At 73.9% G+C, this 17,523-nt stretch carries 20 protein-coding genes; 19 read left to right on the forward strand and 1 reads right to left on the reverse strand.

Features of this window, described 5'->3' with window-relative positions; all coding sequences use genetic code 11:
• Window positions 1-166 precede the first annotated feature (166 nt).
• The 11 genes from AB0K34_RS25715 to AB0K34_RS25765 all read left to right on the forward strand — a co-directional run bounded on the left by AB0K34_RS25715 (window position 167) and on the right by AB0K34_RS25765 (window position 9,232).
• Window positions 167-1,078 (forward strand): site-specific tyrosine recombinase XerD, encoded by a 912-nt coding sequence (locus AB0K34_RS25715; RefSeq protein WP_171069440.1) that lies wholly within the window; start codon window positions 167-169, stop codon window positions 1,076-1,078.
• Window positions 1,079-1,269: 191 nt separating this feature from the next.
• On the forward strand, window positions 1,270-2,136 hold the full coding sequence (locus AB0K34_RS25720; RefSeq protein ID WP_240808533.1) for a ParA family protein: 867 nt from the start codon (window positions 1,270-1,272) through the stop codon (window positions 2,134-2,136).
• Between the two features lie 39 nt (window positions 2,137-2,175).
• Window positions 2,176-2,811 (forward strand): hypothetical protein, encoded by a 636-nt coding sequence (locus AB0K34_RS25725; protein ID WP_301175757.1) that lies wholly within the window; start codon window positions 2,176-2,178, stop codon window positions 2,809-2,811.
• Between the two features lie 108 nt (window positions 2,812-2,919).
• A complete protein-coding gene (locus tag AB0K34_RS25730) occupies window positions 2,920-3,804 on the forward strand; it encodes a segregation/condensation protein A (protein ID WP_301175771.1) in 885 nt (294 codons plus the stop codon).
• Window positions 3,797-4,369: an SMC-Scp complex subunit ScpB gene (scpB, locus tag AB0K34_RS25735; protein WP_301175758.1), complete on the forward strand. Its 573-nt coding sequence runs from the start codon at window positions 3,797-3,799 to the stop codon at window positions 4,367-4,369. Before AB0K34_RS25730 ends, scpB begins: the two co-directional genes overlap by 8 nt.
• A gap of 8 nt (window positions 4,370-4,377) precedes the next feature.
• Window positions 4,378-5,109 (forward strand): pseudouridine synthase, encoded by a 732-nt coding sequence (locus tag AB0K34_RS25740; RefSeq protein ID WP_301175759.1) that lies wholly within the window; start codon window positions 4,378-4,380, stop codon window positions 5,107-5,109.
• Window positions 5,110-5,133: 24 nt separating this feature from the next.
• Window positions 5,134-5,496 (forward strand): chorismate mutase, encoded by a 363-nt coding sequence (gene aroH, locus AB0K34_RS25745; protein ID WP_301175760.1) that lies wholly within the window; start codon window positions 5,134-5,136, stop codon window positions 5,494-5,496.
• A 47-nt stretch (window positions 5,497-5,543) separates the two neighbouring features.
• Window positions 5,544-6,650, forward strand: coding sequence for a prephenate dehydrogenase (locus AB0K34_RS25750; protein WP_301175761.1), 1,107 nt, complete (start codon window positions 5,544-5,546; stop codon window positions 6,648-6,650).
• Window positions 6,651-6,764: 114 nt separating this feature from the next.
• Window positions 6,765-7,427 (forward strand): (d)CMP kinase, encoded by a 663-nt coding sequence (cmk, locus tag AB0K34_RS25755; protein ID WP_301175762.1) that lies wholly within the window; start codon window positions 6,765-6,767, stop codon window positions 7,425-7,427.
• Window positions 7,428-7,462: 35 nt separating this feature from the next.
• On the forward strand, window positions 7,463-8,848 hold the full coding sequence (gene der, locus AB0K34_RS25760) for a ribosome biogenesis GTPase Der (protein ID WP_301175763.1): 1,386 nt from the start codon (window positions 7,463-7,465) through the stop codon (window positions 8,846-8,848).
• Between the two features lie 177 nt (window positions 8,849-9,025).
• The gene (locus AB0K34_RS25765) at window positions 9,026-9,232 is read left to right on the forward strand and encodes a hypothetical protein (RefSeq protein ID WP_301175764.1); all 207 of its coding nucleotides are present in this window, start codon (window positions 9,026-9,028) and stop codon (window positions 9,230-9,232) included.
• Here AB0K34_RS25765 and AB0K34_RS25770 read toward each other — a convergent pair.
• Window positions 9,229-9,861 carry a hypothetical protein gene (locus tag AB0K34_RS25770; protein WP_301175765.1) on the reverse strand — a complete coding sequence of 211 codons (633 nt, stop codon included), beginning with the start codon at window positions 9,859-9,861 and terminating at the stop codon, window positions 9,229-9,231. The two genes, AB0K34_RS25765 and AB0K34_RS25770, sit on opposite strands and share 4 nt — an antisense overlap.
• Window positions 9,862-9,974: 113 nt before the next feature.
• Here AB0K34_RS25770 and AB0K34_RS25775 point away from each other — a divergent pair, with 113 nt between their 5' ends.
• The 8 genes from AB0K34_RS25775 to soxR all read left to right on the forward strand — a co-directional run.
• A complete protein-coding gene (locus tag AB0K34_RS25775) occupies window positions 9,975-11,105 on the forward strand; it encodes a nucleoside 2-deoxyribosyltransferase domain-containing protein (RefSeq protein ID WP_301175766.1) in 1,131 nt (376 codons plus the stop codon).
• A 93-nt stretch (window positions 11,106-11,198) separates the two neighbouring features.
• Complete coding sequence (locus tag AB0K34_RS25780) at window positions 11,199-11,618, forward strand: TOBE domain-containing protein (protein ID WP_301175767.1); 420 nt, start codon at window positions 11,199-11,201, stop codon at window positions 11,616-11,618.
• Entirely contained in the window at window positions 11,618-12,394 is a 777-nt protein-coding gene (gene modA / locus AB0K34_RS25785; RefSeq protein ID WP_364551316.1) for a molybdate ABC transporter substrate-binding protein, read from the forward strand. The genes AB0K34_RS25780 and modA overlap by 1 nt, the downstream gene beginning before the upstream one ends.
• The gene (locus AB0K34_RS25790; RefSeq protein WP_138636857.1) at window positions 12,391-13,200 is read left to right on the forward strand and encodes an ABC transporter permease; all 810 of its coding nucleotides are present in this window, start codon (window positions 12,391-12,393) and stop codon (window positions 13,198-13,200) included. The genes modA and AB0K34_RS25790 overlap by 4 nt, the downstream gene beginning before the upstream one ends.
• Complete coding sequence (locus tag AB0K34_RS25795; RefSeq protein ID WP_301175768.1) at window positions 13,197-14,240, forward strand: ABC transporter ATP-binding protein; 1,044 nt, start codon at window positions 13,197-13,199, stop codon at window positions 14,238-14,240. Before AB0K34_RS25790 ends, AB0K34_RS25795 begins: the two co-directional genes overlap by 4 nt.
• A 177-nt stretch (window positions 14,241-14,417) precedes the next feature.
• Entirely contained in the window at window positions 14,418-16,235 is a 1,818-nt protein-coding gene (locus tag AB0K34_RS25800; RefSeq protein WP_138636855.1) for a phosphoenolpyruvate carboxykinase (GTP), read from the forward strand.
• 127 nt (window positions 16,236-16,362) lie between these two features.
• A complete protein-coding gene (locus AB0K34_RS25805; protein WP_138636854.1) occupies window positions 16,363-16,941 on the forward strand; it encodes an HdeD family acid-resistance protein in 579 nt (192 codons plus the stop codon).
• A gap of 52 nt (window positions 16,942-16,993) precedes the next feature.
• The coding region (gene soxR, locus AB0K34_RS25810) for a redox-sensitive transcriptional activator SoxR (protein WP_364551313.1) at window positions 16,994-17,523 on the forward strand (530 nt) is incomplete at its 3' end.

The following is a 17,523-nucleotide window of genomic DNA, read 5'->3' on the forward strand; positions in this document are numbered from 1 at the left end:
GCGCCCGGGGGCCGGGCCCGCGGAGGTCCCCCTCGGGCCGCCGGACGGGGCATGATGGGCGGGACCCCGCAGTCCCCGGCCGGAACGAGGTGCCGCACTGTCCCCGAGCCCGTCCCCCCGGAGCGCCGCGCACGGCGCGGGCACGGCCTCCGCGCTCGACTCGGCCGTGCGGTCCTACCTGGGGCACCTGGCCGTCGAGCGGGGCCTCGCCGCGAATACGCTCAGCTCCTACCGCCGCGATCTGCGCCGCTACGCGCGGGTGCAGGACGCGCGCGGCCGCGCCGGCATCGGCGACATCACCGAGGAGGACGTCCGCGCGTTCCTGCTCGGGCTGCGGGAGGGCGACGCGGACCATCCGCCGCTGTCGGCGGGGTCGGCGGCGCGGGCGCTCGTCGCGGTGCGGGGCCTGCACCGGTTCGCGCTGCGGGAGGGCCTCGCCGCCCGCGACCCCGCGCACGACGTCAAGCCGCCGACGCCGCCGCGCCGGCTGCCGAAGGCGATCTCGCTGCCGGAGGTGGAGCGGCTGCTCGCGGCGGCGGCCGGGCCGTCCGGCGACCGCGGCGCGGCGCGCGGCCTGCGCGACCGGGCGCTGCTGGAGCTGCTCTACGGGTCGGGCGCGCGGATCTCCGAGGCCGTCGGCCTGGACGTCGACGACCTCGACCTGCGGGACGGGATCGCCCGCGTCGCCGGCAAGGGCGGCAAGGCCAGGGTCGTGCCGATCGGCGACTACGCCCGCGAGGCGGTGGACGCCTACCTGGTGCGGGCGCGGCCCGAGCTGGCCGGGGCGGGGCGGGGCGGCCCGGCGCTGTTCCTCAACGCGCGGGGCGGGCGGCTGTCGCGCCAGGGCGCCTGGATGGTGCTGCGCGCCGCCGCCGACCGGGCGCAGCTGTCGGAGGTGTCGCCGCACACGCTGCGCCACTCGTTCGCGACGCATCTGCTGGACGGGGGAGCCGACGTCCGCGTCGTGCAGGAACTGCTCGGGCACGCGTCGGTGACGACGACGCAGGTCTACACGCTGGTGACGGCGCAGTTGCTGCGGGAGGTCTACGCGACCTCGCACCCCCGCGCGAGGAGCTGACCGGGGGTGCGCATTCGGGGAGGAACGGGACGGACCGGTCGCGGCACAAATCGCGACGTTCGGCGCGCGTCGGCTTGTGGCCCGGGGTGGACGGCCCTAGAGTCCCCGTTCTGGATGGCATTTCCGGGCCGCCGGGGAGGGATCTGGTGACCAGCACAGACGGTGCGGAGGGAGTCCTTTCCTCCGCCACCATAGAGACCGATCCGAGCCGGGCCCTCGGGCCCACTCAGCGACCCGTGCCGGTGTTCCCCGAGCCGGAACCCCTGGCCGAGCACGGGCCCGCGCGGATCGTGGCCGTCTGCAACCAGAAGGGCGGCGTCGGCAAGACCACCACGACGATCAACCTGGGCGCGGCGCTCGCCGAGTACGGCCGCCGCGTGCTGCTCGTCGACTTCGACCCGCAGGGCGCCCTGTCGGTCGGCCTCGGCAAGGGCGACCCGCGCCAGCTCGACGTGACGATCCACAACCTGCTGCTCGAGCACGACACCGAGTGGGAGGACGTCGTCATCGAGACCGGCGTCGACGGGATGGACCTGCTGCCGAGCAACATCGACCTGTCCGGCGCGGAGGTCCAGCTCGTCCACGAGGTCGGGCGCGAGTACATCCTGCAGGGCGCGCTGAAGTCGGCGGTCCCGCACTACGACTACATCCTCATCGACTGCCAGCCGTCGCTCGGCCTGCTCACGGTCAACGCGCTCGCCGCCAGCGAGGGCGTGCTGATCCCGCTGGAGTGCGAGTACTTCGCGATGCGCGGCGTCGCGCTGCTGATGGAGACGATCGACAAGGTCCAGGGCCGGATCAACCCGGAGCTGGTCATCGACGGCGTCCTCGGCACGATGTACGACTCGCGGACGCTGCACACCCGCGAGGTCCTCGGCCGCATCGTCGAGGCGTTCGGCGACAAGGTCTTCCACACCGTCATCAACCGGACGGTGCGGTTCCCGGACGCGACCGTCGCCGGGGAGCCGATCACGTTCTTCGACCCGAGTTCGATGGGGGCGAACGCCTACCGGAGCCTCGCCCGCGAGGTCCTCGTGCGGTGGGCCGAGGCGGAGTGATCCGGCCCGGCGTTCCCCGACCCCCCTGACGGAGCGCACATGGGACACCCCCCGCCCATCCCGTACGGCTCGCCGCCCGGCGCGCCGCCGCCGGCCGCGCCCCGCCGCGGGTCGGGGCCGCTGGTCCTCGTGCTGATCGCCGCGGCCGCCGCAGCGCTGCTGCTGATCGCCGGCACCGTCGCCTACGTCCTCACCCTCGGCGGCGGCGACTCCGGGGCGGCCGCGTCCTCCGGGCCGGTCGACCTCCGTGAGCCGCTGACGTTCTCGCTGGTCGCCGAGGTGTCCCAGCCGCCGTGCCGGCCCGGTACCAGCGCCGTCGCCGGCGACGCGTCCTGCTACGCCTTCGGCGCCGACGAGCTGACCGTGCGCCGCCTGGAGGCGGTGAAGGCGGCGGCGCCCGACCCGGCGAGCGGCGCGACGGGCTGGACCGTCCAGCTGACGCTCACCGACGCCGACCGGCCCGGCTTCGCCGCGCTGACCGGCAAGGCCGCGCAGGGGTTCGCGAGCCGGTCGCCGAGCGGCCGGATGGGCATGCTCATCGGCGGGACGCTCATCTCCCCTCCCGCGCAGGTGATGCAGGCCATCACCGCCGGGCAGGTGCAGATCACCGGCCCCGCGGACACCTTCACCCGCGCCTACACCGAGGGGCTCGTCCGCCGGATGACCGGACGGTAGCGTCTCGTCACCGCTCGTGACCGCCGATGGTGCGAGCGCAGCGCCGGGCATGGGACGATGTGGCCGGTGAGCACAGCGCGGGAGGAGTCCTCCGCTACCGTGAGCGACGTGGACGGCACGCCGCCCGAGCCGGGGCGGGAGGACGGGGAGCAGCAGGGCTTCCGCGTCCACCTGGACAACTTCGAGGGCCCGTTCGACCTGCTGCTCGGCCTGATCTCCAAGCACAAGCTCGACATCACCGAGGTGTCGCTGCACAAGGTCACCGACGACTTCATCGCGCACATCCGCTCCTACGGACGGGAGTGGGACCTCGACCAGGCCAGCCACTTCCTGCTGGTCGCCGCGACCCTGCTCGACCTGAAGGCCGCCCGGCTGCTGCCGTCCGGCGAGGTCGACGACGAGGAGGACCTGGCGCTGCTGGAGGCCCGCGACCTGCTGTTCGCGCGGCTGCTGCAGTACCGCGCCTACAAGGAGGTCGCGAAGGTGCTCGCCGCGCGGATGGCCGAGGCGGGCCGGCGCTTCCCGCGGCTGGTGCCGATGGAGCCGCGGTTCGCGAACCTGCTGCCGGAGGTGCTGCTCGGCCTCGGCCCCGAGGAGTTCGCGCGGCTCGCCGCGAAGGCCCTCGCCCCGAAGGCGCCGCCCGCGGTGTCGGTCGAGCACATGTACCAGCCGAAGGCCAGCGTGAAGGAGCAGGCCGCGATCGTCGTGGCGCTGCTGCGCCGGCTGCGCCGCACGACGTTCCGTATCCTCGCCGCCGACGCGGAGGGCACCTACGAGGTCGTCGCGCGGTTCCTGGCGCTGCTGGAGCTGTACCGGGAGCAGGCCGTCCTGTTCGAGCAGGACGAGCCCCTCGGCGAGCTGCACGTGATCTGGACGGGTGCCGACGACGGCGACGTCGAGGTGGGCGACGATTACGAGGGCGCCCCGGAGAAGGACGGCGCGCGAGACGCGCGAGACGCGCGAGACGAGGGAGACGGGCGAGACGATGAGTGAGGACCCCGGCGCGCCGGCGCCGGAGCTCCCGGGGCTGCGCGCCTCGATCGAGGCGATCCTGCTGGTGGTGGACGAGCCGGTCACCGAGATGATGCTGGCGCAGCTGCTCGAGCGCCCCCGCGGCGAGGTCGCGGAGACGCTCCGGGAACTGGCCGCGGAATACACCGAGCAGGGCCGCGGGTTCGACCTCAGGGAGGTCGCCGGCGGGTGGCGGTTCTACACCCGGGACGTGTGCGCCCCGGTGGTGGAGCGGTTCGTCACCGACGGGCAGCAGGCGCGGCTGACGCAGGCCGCGCTGGAGACGCTCGCCGTCGTCGCCTACCGGCAGCCGGTGAGCCGCGCCCGCGTGTCGGCGATCCGCGGCGTCAACAGCGACGGCGTCATGCGGACGCTGACGCTGCGCGGCCTGATCGAGGACGCCGGCCAGGACCCGGAGTCGCAGGCGCACCTGTACCGCACGACCGGGTACTTCCTGGAGCGGCTCGGGCTCCGCGACCTCGACGAGCTCCCGGAGCTCGCCCCCTACCTGCCGGACGACCTGCCCGACGACATAGTGGACGATTGAGGATTTCCGTGAGTGAGAACGAGGGCGTGCGGCTGCAGAAGGTCCTGGCCGAGGCCGGGGTCGGCAGCCGCCGCCACTGCGAGGAGCTGATCGGCGAGGGCCGCGTCACCGTCGACGGGAAGAAGGTGTTCCGGTTCGGCGAGCGCGTCGACCCGCGGACCGCCGTCATCCACGTGGACGGCAAGCGCGTCGAGACCCGCGCCGAGATGCGGTACTACGCGATCAACAAGCCGCGCGGCGTGGTGTCCACGATGTCGGACGAGCGGGGCCGCAAGTCCCTCGCCGACTACGTGGAGGTCCCCGAGCGGCTGTTCCACGTCGGCCGGCTCGACACCGACACCGAGGGGCTGATCCTGCTCACCAACGACGGGGAGCTGGCGCACCGGCTGATGCACCCGTCGTTCGGCGTCGACAAGACCTACCTGGCGGAGATCCACGGTCCGATCCCGCGCGACCTCGGCAGGCGGCTGAAGGCCGGGGTGACGCTGGAGGACGGGCCCGCCAAGGCCGACCGGTTCCGCGTCTTCGACCAGGTCGGGCGGCGCGTCCTGGTGGAGATCACGCTGCACGAGGGGCGCAAGCACATCGTCCGGCGGCTGCTGAAGGAGGTCGGGTTCCCGGTCCAGCAGCTCGCCCGCATAGAGTTCGGCCCGATCAAGCTGGGCTCGCTGAAGCCGGGCGGGATGCGCGCGCTGAGCGTGCGGGAGGTCGGCGAGCTCTACAAGGCCGTCGGGCTCTAGGGACACGGGAAGGGGAGGACGACTGTGGCGGTACGCGCGGTCCGCGGGGCGACGCAGATCGACGCCGACGACCGGGAGCAGCTCCTGGAGGCGACGACGGAGCTGGTCGCGGAGGTGATGGCCCGCAACGGGCTGAGCACCGACGACGTGATCAGCGTCATCTTCACGGTGACACCGGACCTGACGGCGGAGTTCCCGGCGCTCGCCGCCCGCAAGCTCGGCTTCCACGAGGTGCCGCTGCTGTGCGCGACCGAGATCGGCGTGCCCGGCGCGCTGCCCCGGGTGATCCGGCTGATGGCGCACATCGAGACCGACCGCCCCCGCTCGGACGTCCAGCACGTCTACCTGCGCGGTGCGACGGCGCTCCGGCTCGACATCGCGCAGTAGCGCCCGAGCGGAGCGAGGCAGTGGGCGGGGCGCAGTAGGGTTTCGGCGTGAGCGAGGACGTGGTGGCGCGGCGCATCGTCGTCGTCGGGACGGGGCTGATCGGGACGTCGATCGCCCTGGCGATGCGCGAGCGCGGCGCCGAGGTGCTGCTGACCGACCGGGACGCGGCGGCGCTGGCGCTGGCGGTGGAGCTGGGCGCCGGGGAGGCGCTGCCGGACGGGGCGCACGACGGGCCCGCCGACCTGGCGGTGCTGGCGGTGCCGCCGGCCGCGGTGGCGGTGACGCTGCTGGACGCGCAGAAGCGCGGTCTCGCGACCGCCTACACCGATGTGGCGAGCGTGAAGGCGCTGCCGCTGGCGCAGGCGGCGGAGCTGGGCTGCGACCTGACGACGTTCGTGGCGGGGCACCCCCTCGCCGGGAGCGAGCGGTCCGGGCCGAGCGCGGCGCGCGCCGACCTGTTCCTCGGCCGCCCGTGGGCGCTGTGCGCGCCCGCCGAGGCCACGCCGGAGACCGTCGACGCCGTCACGGGCCTGGCGAAGGCGTGCGGCGCGATGCCGGTGCGGGTGGACGCCGCCGAGCACGACCGCGCCGTGGCGCTCGTCTCGCACGGCCCGCACGTGGTGTCGGCGGCGGTCGCGGCCCGGCTGACCGGCGCCGACGACGTCGCGCTGGGCCTGGCCGGGCAGGGCGTCCGGGACGTCACCCGGATCGCGGCGAGCGACCCGCGGCTGTGGATCGGCATCCTGTCGGCGAACTCCCAGCCCGTCGCGGACGTGCTGGAGGCCGTCGCGACCGATCTCGCGGTGGCCGCGTCGCTGCTGCGCGACGGCAGCGAGGAGGCCGCCGCCCACGTGGCGGACCTGCTGCTGCGCGGGAACGCGGGCCGGTCCCGCATCCCCGGCAAGCACGGCGGCGACCAGCCCGCCTACGCGACCGTCCAGGTCGTCATCCCCGACCGCCCCGGCGAGCTGGCGATGATCTTCCAGGCGGCGGGCATCGCGGGCGTCAACATCGAGGACGTGACGATCGAGCACTCCCCGGGCCGCCCGCTGGGCGTCCTGGAACTGGCGGTGGTCCCCGAGGCCGCCGACCGCCTCGCCTCCGAGCTGCGTGCGCGGGGTTGGTCGGTGCCGGGGGCTTCCGGGGACCGGTAGCCTGGTTCGCCGGGGGAAATCGGGGGGCTCTGCGCCGTGCGGCGGGGGTCCGCCCGTGCTCGTCCGCCGGCCCGTGGCCGGCGGGTGCTCCGACGACGAAGAGAGGGAGCGATCGTGCCGCTCGTCATCGCCATGGACGGACCCTCCGGTTCGGGCAAGTCCAGCGCGTCCAAGGGCGTCGCCCGCGCGCTCGGGCTGCGGTACCTGGACACCGGTGCCATGTACCGCGCCATGACGTGGTGGATGCTGGACAACGGCGTGCCCGTGGAGGACGGCGCCGCCGTGGCGGCGCGCGCCCACGAGCCGGAGATCGTGTCGGGCACCGACCCGGACGCGCCGGCGATCATGGTGGACGGCGCGGACGTGTCCGGGCCGATCCGCACCCGCGAGGTGACGAACGCGGTCAGCGCGGTCAGCGCCGTCCCGGCGGTGCGGGCCCGGCTGGTCGAGTTGCAGCGGGAGATCATCGGGGCCGGCGGGATCGTGGTGGAGGGGCGCGACATCGGCACGGTCGTCGCGCCGGACGCGGCGGTGAAGGTGTACCTGACGGCCAGCGAGGAGGCGCGGGCCGCGCGCCGGGCGAAGGACCTCGCGGCCGACCCGGGGGCGTCGGTGACGGTGACGCGGGCCGAGCAGGCGCGGCGGGACCGGCTGGACTCCACCCGGAAGGCGTCGCCGCTGACGAAGGCGGCGGGCGCGCACGAGATCGACTCGACGGAGCTGAGCCTCGCCGAGGTCATCGAGGCGGTCGTCCGCCTCGCCAAAGAGCATGAGTGAGGGGGCGGCCTGAGGGCCGCCCCGGGGACAGGGCAGTGAGCGATTACGAGATCGAAACGGTGGACGTCGTCGAGGACGTCGCCGCGGACGCGGGGCCGGCGCCGGTGGTGGCGGTGGTCGGGCGGCCGAACGTCGGCAAGTCCACCCTCGTCAACCGGATCCTCGGCCGCCGCGAGGCCGTCGTGGAGGACGTCCCGGGCGTGACCCGCGACCGGGTCGCCTACGACGCGTCGTGGAGCGGGCGCCGGTTCACCGTCGTCGACACCGGCGGGTGGCTGCCCGACTCGTCCGGCCTGGCCGCGGCGATCGCGGAGCAGGCGCGGCTGGCGGTCGACCTGGCGGACGTGGTGATGTTCGTGGTCGACGCGACCGTGGGCGCGACCGACGTGGACGAGGCCGTGGTGGAGATCCTGCGCCGGGCCGGGAAGCCGGTGGTGCTGGTCGCCAACAAGGTCGACGACGCGGGCGCCGAGTCGGACGCGGCGCTGCTGTGGTCGCTCGGCATCGGCGAGCCGCACCCGGTGAGCGCGCTGCACGGGCGCGGCAGCGGCGACCTGCTCGACGCGGTGCTGGAGGCGCTGCCCGCGGAGCCGCCGGCGGAGACGTTCGGCGAGGCGGGCGGGCCGCGCCGGATCGCGCTGCTCGGCCGTCCGAACGTGGGCAAGTCGAGCCTGCTGAACAAGCTGGCGGGGGAGAACCGCGCGGTCGTGGACTCGGTGGCGGGCACGACCCGCGACCCGGTCGACGAGCTGATCGAGCTGGGCGGGGAGACCTGGCGGTTCATCGACACGGCCGGGATCCGGCGGCGGCACCGGGAGAACCAGGGCGCCGACTTCTACGCGACGCTGCGCACGCAGTCGGCGCTGGAGCGCGCCGAGGTCGCGGTGGTGCTGGTGGACGCCGACCAGCCGCTGGCGGAGCAGGACCTGCGGATCATCTCGATGGTGATCGACTCGGGCCGGGCGCTGGTGCTGGCCTACAACAAGTGGGACCTGCTGGACGAGGAGCGCCGCCACTACCTGGAGCGCGAGATCGACCGGCAGCTGCACAACGCGCGCTGGGCACCGCGGGTGAACATCTCCGCGAAGACGGGCCGGCACGTGGAGAAGCTGGTGCCGGGCATCGAGACGGCCCTCGCGGGCTGGGAGATGCGGGTCCCGACGTCGAAGCTGAACCAGTTCTTCGCCGACCTGGTGAACTCGCACCCGCACCCGGTGCGGGGCGGCAAGCAGCCGCGCGTGCTGTTCGCGACGCAGGCGGGGGTGCGGCCGCCGCGGTTCGTGCTGTTCACCTCCGGGTTCCTGGAGGAGGGCTACCGGCGGTTCATCGAGCGGCGGCTGCGCGAGGAGTTCGGCTTCGACGGCACCCCGCTCGACATCACGATGAAGATCCGCGAGAAGCGCGGAAAGAACCGCAAATAGCGAAATATTCGGCGCGCGGCCCGTCCGGGATCTTTCCCGGACGGGCCGCGGCATGTCAGGATGCTCCTACGGACGCCGAGTAAGTCTTCCATTACTCGGGGATCCGCAACGGAACGTGGTGGACGTCCGGAGGGCCCGCGGGCCCCCGGGCATCAGGGCGCGGTCGAGGGGTGCGACGTGAAGCTCTTGCTGCTCATCTCCGTTGCTGTCGCCTGCGTGGCGCTCAGCTTCGCCTGGCGGGAGCCGTGGATCGGCGGCGTCGGCCTGCTGATCGCCTTCGTGGCGATGTTCACCGACCGCGACGACGTGCGGACGGACGACGAGCGCGGGAGCTACGAGACCACCAAGGCGGTCCGCAACATGCGCAGCCGCGACCGCCGTTAGCGTTCGTAGTGGCGCTTGCCCGCGATGGGCTCGTCGTGGCCGGCCTGCGGCTGCTGCGGCACGCGGCCGGTCTGGTTGTCCCGCGCGTAGCGGCCCTGCGCGATCGGCTGCGTGGCGGTCGCCCCGCCGGCGGCTTCCGCTCCGGCTCCGGCCCCGCCGGCCGTCCGCGCGGCCTCCCGCGCGCCGAGGACGGCGAACCGGCCGAGCGCGAGCGCGCCGAAGAACACGATGACCACGCCGAGTCCGGTGAAGCCGGCCAGCTGCTCGGCGATGATCTGGCCCCGCCCGGTGCCGAGGGGGAGGCCGATGCCCGTGACGTCCCACAGCCTGGCGATCAGTGGGCCGACGGCGAACCAGGCGCCGCCGAGCACGGCCAGCCAGCCGCCGAACATCGCGACCGCGCGGTTGGCGCTGAAGAGCAGGATGAGCCCGCCGAGGACGGTCGCGGCCGCCGGGGCGATGCTCAGGACGAGTCTGTCGGTGGTGTAGACCCAGGTGCTGTCTGGTGCGAAGCCGAAGCCGAAGTAGGGGCCGACGAAGGGCAGCAGGCCGCCCCACAGCCCCAGCAGGATCAGCATGACGCCGCTGAGGACGCCCCGGGTGCGAGGTGCTCGCATGATCCCAGTCATGATCAATCCTCCTGACCGGGCGTGTCCGGATTCTGTTTGAGTCACCGTTTACCCGGTGGGGGCCGACCCACACGGCTCGAAGACCCATACATGGCCAATAAGGGAGTATTTCCATGGAAAGCGGCATTGTGGTCGTTTATGCGCGCGAGGAGCCGCCGGACCGGTGGGACGCGGCCGTCTTCCTCGCCGGCCCCACGCCGCGTTCGCCCGGCGTCCCGTCCTGGAGGCCGGACGCGATCGCCGAGCTGGCCCGCCGGTGGCGGGGGCCGGGGCGGCTCGTGGTGTTCGTCCCGGAGGACCAGCACGGCCGCTACCCCGACTACGAGGGGCAGGTGGACTGGGAGGAGCGCTGCCTGCACCTGTCCGACGAGGTGGTGTTCTGGGTACCGCGCGACCCGGCCACCATGCCCGCGTTCACCACGAACGTCGAGTGGGGGGACTGGCACGACAGCGGCCGCGTGGTGTTCGGCGCGCCGCCGGAGGCGCCGGGCAACCGCTACCTCCTGCACTACGCCGCAAAGTTCGGGGTGCCCACGGCGGCGGACCTGGGCGGGACGGCCGCGGCGGCGCTCGACCGGATCGGCGCGGGCGCGCCCCGGTCGGGCGGCGAGCGGGAGGTGCCGCTGCTGCTGTGGCGCGACGAGGCGTTCCAGTCCTGGTACGCGGGGCAGCGGGACGCGGGCAACGTGCTGCTCGGCGCGCGGGTGGTGTTCCGGTTCGACGTGTGCTGGGGCCTGCACGTCCGGGTGCGCGTCACCGCCGAGGACCGGGTGAAGGACAACGAGGTCGTCATCGGGCGGCCGGACGTCTCCGTCGTCGTCCTCTACCGGCGCGGCGCGACGCTCGACGACACGGAGGTGGTGCTCGTCCGCGAGTTCCGCAGCCCGTGCGCGGCCGGGTTCGTCCGCGAGGCGCCGGGCGGGTCCGGTGGGGGAGGGCCGGTGCGGACGGCGCTGGCGGAGGTCGCCGAGGAGACCGGGCTGGCGCTGGCGCCCGGCCGGCTGCGCGCCCACGGGGTGCGGCAGGTGAACGCGACGCTGTCGGCGCACCGCGCGCACCTGTTCTCCGCCGAGGTGACGGCGGACGAGCTGGAGCGGCTCCGGGCGTCCGGCCCGCACGGGGTGGCGGCGGACGGGGAGCGCACCTACGTGGAGGTCGCCACGTTCGGGCGGCTCCGGCGGGAGCCGCCGGTCGACTGGGCGAACCTCGGAATGATCACCGAGGTCCTGCTGGACGGACGCTGACCGCAGATGCAAGCCCCGAATGGCCATTCGGGTCGCATCATCCTGACATTCGGCGCGCTTCCCCTTGTATCTGCGGTTGGCTAGGCTGCCCCCGTGACCACGTTCAGGATCAGCGAGGCGGCGGCGCTGCTCGGCGTCAGCGCGGACACGGTCCGCCGCTGGGTGGACGGCGGGCGGCTCCCCGCGTCCCGGGACGAGCACGGCCACCGGCTCGTGCCGGGCGCCGAGCTCGCCGCCTTCGTGCGGGACCAGGCGCGCGGGGCCGGGGCGCCGCCGTCCGACCAGCCGGAGCGGTTCTCCTCGGCGCGCAACCGGTTGCGGGGGATCGTCACCGACGTCGTGCGGGACGGGGTGATGGCGCAGGTGGAGATCCAGGCGGGCCCGTTCCGGGTCGTGTCGCTGATGAGCCGCGAGGCCGCCGACGACCTCGGCCTCCAGGTGGGCGTGGTCGCCGAGGCGGTGGTGAAGTCGACGAACGTCGTGGTCGAGGTCGCGGAACCGGGGGCATCGTGATCAAGAAGACGCTGTCGGCGGCGGCCCTCCTGCTCGTGGCCCTGGCGGGCTGCGGAGACGTCGATGACGGGCCGTCCGGGACGAGCGGCGGCGGGAAGGGCGGCGGGACGCTGACGGTCTTCGCGGCGGCCTCGCTCACCGAGACGTTCACCGCGCTCGGCAGGGAGTTCGAGCGGGCGCATCGGGGCGCGAAGGTCAGGTTCAACTTCGGCGGCAGCTCGACGCTCGCGCAGCAGATCACGCAGGGCGCCCCGGCGGACGTGTTCGCGTCCGCGAACCCGGCCACGATGAAGACGGTGACCGACGCCGGAGACGCCGCCGGGACGCCCCGGGTCTTCACCCGGAACCGCCTGGTCATCGCCGTCCCCGCGGACAACCCCGGCAAGGTGGGCGCGGTCGGCGACCTCGCCCGTCCCGGGCTGAAGGTCGTTCTGTGCGCCGTGCAGGTGCCGTGCGGGGCCGCCGCGAAGACCGCGCTCGGCGCGGCCGGGGTCGAGGTGCGGCCGGTGTCGCGGGAGAAGGACGTCAAGGCCGTCCTCACCAAGGTCGGGCTGGGCGAGGCCGACGCCGGGCTCGTCTACCGCACCGACGCCAAGGCCGCGGGCGGCAGGGTCCGGGCCATCGAGTTCCCGGAGGCGGCGAAGGCCGTCAACGACTACCCGATCGTCGAAGTCGCCAAGGCGCCGAACTCCGCCCTCGCCAAGGAGTTCATCGCGCTCGTGCTCGGGGAGCGGGGGCGGGCGGCACTGGCCGGGGCGGGCTTCGAGGCGCCGTGAGGCCGGCGGGGGAGGCCGACCGGCTGCCGGGACGGCCGCCGTGGGTCCTGCTGCTGCCCGCGCTCGCCGGGCTGGCGTTCCTGGTGCTGCCGCTGCTCGGGCTGCTCGTCCGCGCGCCCTGGTCGACGCTCGGCACCCGGCTCGCGCAGCCGCAGGTGCTGGACGCGCTGCGCCTGTCGCTGCTCAGCGCCACCCTCGCCACCTGCCTGTGCGTGGTGCTCGGGGTCCCGCTGGCCTGGACGCTGGCCCGCGTCCGGTTCCCCGGCGTCCGGCTCGTCCGGGCGCTGGTGACGGTGCCGCTGGTGCTGCCGCCGGTCGTCGGCGGCGTCGCGCTGCTGCTCGTCCTCGGGCGGCGCGGCCTGGTCGGCGGGTGGCTGGACGACGCGTTCGGGATCACGTTCCCGTTCACCACCGCCGGCGTCGTGCTGGCCGAGACGTTCGTCGCGATGCCGTTCCTGGTGATCAGCGTGGAGGGCGCGCTGCGCGCCGCCGACCTGCGCTACGAGGAGGCCGCCGCCACGCTCGGCGCCGGCCGCTGGACGGTGTTCCGCCGGGTCACCCTGCCGCTCGTCGCGCCCGGCGTGGCGGCGGGCGCGGTGCTGTGCTGGGCGCGGGCGCTGGGGGAGTTCGGCGCGACGATCACCTTCGCGGGCAACTTCCCGGGCCGGACGCAGACGATGCCGCTCGCCGTCTACCTCGCGCTGGAGACCGATCCGCAGGCCGCGATCGTGCTCAGCCTCGTCCTGCTGGCGGTGTCGGTGATCGTCCTGGCGGCGCTGCGGGACCGCTGGGTGGGGTCCACGTGAGGGGGCTGGACGCGCGGCTCGTGGTGCGGCGCGCGGCGTTCGACCTCGACCTGCCGCTCGCCGCCGCGCCCGGCGAGGTCGTGGCGCTGCTCGGCCCGAACGGCGCCGGGAAGAGCACCGCGCTGCGGGCGCTGGCGGGGCTCGTCCCGATGGCGGGCGGGCACGTCCGGGTGGACGGCGAGGACCTGCGCCCGCTGCCTCCGGACCGCCGCCGCATCGGCATGGTCTTCCAGGACTACCTGCTGTTCCCGCACCTCACGGTGCTGGAGAACGTCGCGTTCGGGCCGCGCTGCCGGGGCCTCGGCCGCCGCGCCGCGCGGCGGATCGCCGCCGGCTGGCTGGAGCGGGTGGGGCTGGCGGAGTACGCGCAGGCACGCCCGCGCGCGCTGTCGGGCGGGCAGGCGCAGCGGGTCGCGCTCGCCCGCGCGCTGGCCGTCGACCCGGGCCTGCTCCTGCTGGACGAGCCGCTCGCCGCCCTCGACGCCCACACCCGGCTGGAGATCCGGGCCGCGCTGCGCCGCCACCTCGCGGGGTTCGCGGGCGCGGCGGTGCTCGTCACCCACGACCCGCTGGACGCGATGGTGCTGGCCGACCGGATCGCGGTGGTCGAGGGCGGCAGGCTCGTCCAGGAGGGCCCGCCGGCGGACGTCGCGCGCCGTCCCCGCACCGACTACGTGGCCCGGCTCGTGGGGCTGAACCTGTACCGGGGACGGGCCGAGGGCGGGACGGTCGCGATCGGCGACGGCGGCGCGACCCTGGACACGGTGGACTCTCCCGGCGGTGAGGTCTTCATAGCCTTCGCGCCGTCCTCGGTGGCGCTGTACCGGACGCGTCCGGACGGCAGCCCCCGCAACCTGTGGCGCGCCCGCGTGGCCGCCGTCGAACGGCACGGGGACCGGGTCCGGGTGCGCCTGTCCGGGCCGCCTTTCGACGCCGTCGCGGACGTGACTCCGGCCGCCGTCGCGGAACTCGAATTGTCGGAGGGGACGGCGGTGTGGGCCGCTGTCAAGGCCACGGAGACCCACGTTTACCCAGCTTGAGGCGGCTCGCGGGGACGTCCGGGGAGGTGGCGGGCATCACGTCCGGTTTCGCGTGAGAACAATCACAAAGCGGGCATAGCCCCGCAAAAGCGGACGTGATTGGTCCAGACCAAATGGCAAAAACGTCGGGTCTTGTTCATCATGCAAAGATCCTGCGAACAGCTGAAGGAGTAGCCCGTGTCCATCCAGGTCCCCGGCCTCGACCAGGCCCCAACCGGCCACACCGAACTGATTGAGTGGGTGCGCGGGATCGCCGAGCTGACCAGGCCGGACCGCGTCGAGTGGTGCGACGGCTCGGACGAGGAGTGGGAGCGGCTCACCGGCCTCCTCGTCGAACAGGGCACGCTGACCCGCCTCGACCCGGCCAAACGGCCGAACAGCTTCCACGCCGCGTCCGACCCCACCGACGTCGCCCGCGTCGAGGACCGCACGTTCATCTGCTCCGAGAAGGAGGAGGACGCCGGTCCCACCAACAACTGGATCGCGCCCGGCGAGATGAAGGAGACCCTGAACGGGCTCTTCGACGGCTGCATGAAGGGCCGCACCATGTACGTGGTGCCCTTCTGCATGGGCCCCCTCGGCGGCAGCATCTCCCAGCTCGGCGTCGAGATCACCGACTCCGCCTACGTCGCCGTGTCGATGAAGATCATGACGCGGATGGGCGCGGGCGCGCTGCGGCTCATCGAGGAGCGCGGCTCCTTCGTCAAGGCCGTCCACTCGGTCGGCGCGCCGCTGGAGCCCGGCCAGGCGGACGTCAAGTGGCCCTGCAACTCCACCAAGTACATCACGCACTTCCCCGAGACCCGGGAGATCTGGTCGTACGGGTCCGGCTACGGCGGCAACGCCCTGCTGGGCAAGAAGTGCTACGCGCTGCGCATCGCCTCCACGATGGCCCGCGACGAGGGCTGGATGGCCGAGCACATGCTCGTCCTGAAGCTGACCCCGCCCACCGGCGAGACCCGCTACGTCGCCGCCGCGTTCCCGTCCGCGTGCGGCAAGACCAACCTCGCCATGCTGGAGCCGACCATCCCCGGCTGGAAGGTCGAGACCATCGGCGACGACATCGCCTGGATGCGGTTCGGCGACGACGGCCGGCTCTACGCGATCAACCCGGAGGCCGGCTTCTTCGGCGTCGCGCCCGGCACCGGCGAGAGCACCAACGCCAACGCCGTGAAGACCCTGTGGGGCAACAGCATCTTCACCAACGTCGCGCTCACCGACGACGGCGACGTGTGGTGGGAGGGCCTCACCGACGAGCCGCCCGCGCACCTCACCGACTGGAAGGGCAACGACTGGACGCCGGAGTCGCAGACCCCGGCCGCCCACCCGAACGCCCGCTTCACCACCCCGGCCGGGCAGTGCCCGATCATCGCCGACGAGTGGGAGGACCCGAAGGGCGTCCCGATCTCGGCGATCCTGTTCGGCGGCCGGCGCGCCTCCGCCGTCCCGCTCGTCACCGAGTCCTTCGACTGGCAGCAGGGCGTGTTCCTCGGCGCCAACATCGCGTCCGAGAAGACCGCCGCCGCCGAGGGCGCCGTCGGCGAGCTGCGCCGCGACCCGTTCGCCATGCTGCCGTTCTGCGGCTACAACATGGGCGACTACTTCGGCCACTGGCTCGACATCGGCAAGGCCACCGACCCGGAGAAGCTGCCCCGGATCTACTACGTCAACTGGTTCCGCAAGAACGCCGACGGCAAGTTCATCTGGCCCGGCTTCGGCGAGAACAGCCGCGTGCTGAAGTGGATCGTCGAGCGGCTCAACGGCAAGGCCGACGCCGCCAAGTCCCCGATCGGCCACCTGCCGACCCGGGAGGCGCTCGACACCGACGGCCTCACCATCGACGACGCCGACCTGGAGACGCTCCTGTCGGTCGACACCGAGGTGTGGAAGCAGGAGGCCGCGCTCGTGCCGGAGTTCTTCGAGAAGTTCGGCGACCACCTGCCGCAGCCGCTGTGGGACGAGTACAACGACCTGGTGCGCCGCCTGGAGCACTGACCCGCCGCACGGCACCTGCGTGACACCGGGGCCGGTCGCGGACTTTACGCAGTCCGCGCCCGGCCTTGGCGCTGCCGCGACCGTGCAGGGGCTAGCACTGGGAGAAGTCCGACCCGGGAGGCCCCGCATGTTCGACCTCATGACGCGCCACTGGTGGGTGCTGGCGGTGCGCGGCGCGTTCGCGATCCTGTTCGGCATCGTCGCGCTGGTCTGGCCCGGCATCACCGTGTTCGCGCTGGTGCTGCTGTTCGGCGCGTACGCGCTGGCGGACGGCGTCGTCGCGGTGACGCAGGCGTTCCGCGGCACCACCGGCGGCCCGCGCGGCCTGCTGGCGGTGTCCGGGGTCGCCGGGATCGCGCTCGGCATCGCCGCGCTGGTGTGGCCGGGCATCACCGCGTTCGTCCTGCTGATGCTGATCGCCGCGTGGGCGGTCGCGACCGGCCTGCTGGAGATCATCGTCGCGGTGGCGCTGCGCCGGGAGCTGCGCGGCGAATGGGCGTACGTGCTGACCGGGGCGATCTCGTTGCTGTTCGGCATCCTGCTGTTCGCCTGGCCGGTCTCCGGCGCGATCGCGGTGGTCTGGCTGATCGGGCTCCTCGCGATCCTGTCGGGCGCCGCCCTGCTCGGCGCCGCGTTCCGGCTCCGGCAGCTGGGCCGGACGGCCGAGCGGATGGGCGGGGCGCGCGGCGCCCCCTACCCGCGCTGACCGGCGGGCCCGTCCCGGCCGGGCATCTGGACCGCGGTCGAGGCCGCATAGGATGCGGGCCATGACGCGGCTGGAGCACCGGGTGTACGAACTGACCGTCGGGCAGCTCGCCGAACGGAGCGGCGTGGCCGTCTCGGCGCTGCACTTCTACGAGTCCAAGGGCCTGATCAGCAGCCGCCGGACGGCCGGCAACCAGCGCCGGTTCAGCCGCGACACGCTCCGCCGGGTCTCGTTCATCAAGGTCTCGCAGCGCGTCGGGATCCCGCTCGGCGACATCCGCGACGCGCTCGCCACCCTCCCCGAGGAGCGCACCCCGACCGTCGCCGACTGGGCGCGGCTCTCCGAGCTGTGGCGCGGCGACCTCGACGCCCGCATCCGGCAGCTCGAACGGCTCCGCGACGACCTCACCGACTGCATCGGCTGCGGCTGCCTGTCGCTGAAGAAGTGCGCCCTCGCCAACCCCTACGACCGGCTCGGCGACGAGGGGCCGGGGCCGCGCCGGCTCCTCACCGGGCGCACCGCCGCCGCCGACGCCCCAGGCCCCGCCGCACCCTCGGGCGCGCTCTCCGCCGCGCCCGAGGG

It is taken from the genome of Actinomadura sp. NPDC049382 (assembly GCF_040677125.1).
GTDB classification, from domain to species: domain Bacteria; phylum Actinomycetota; class Actinomycetes; order Streptosporangiales; family Streptosporangiaceae; genus Spirillospora; species Spirillospora geliboluensis.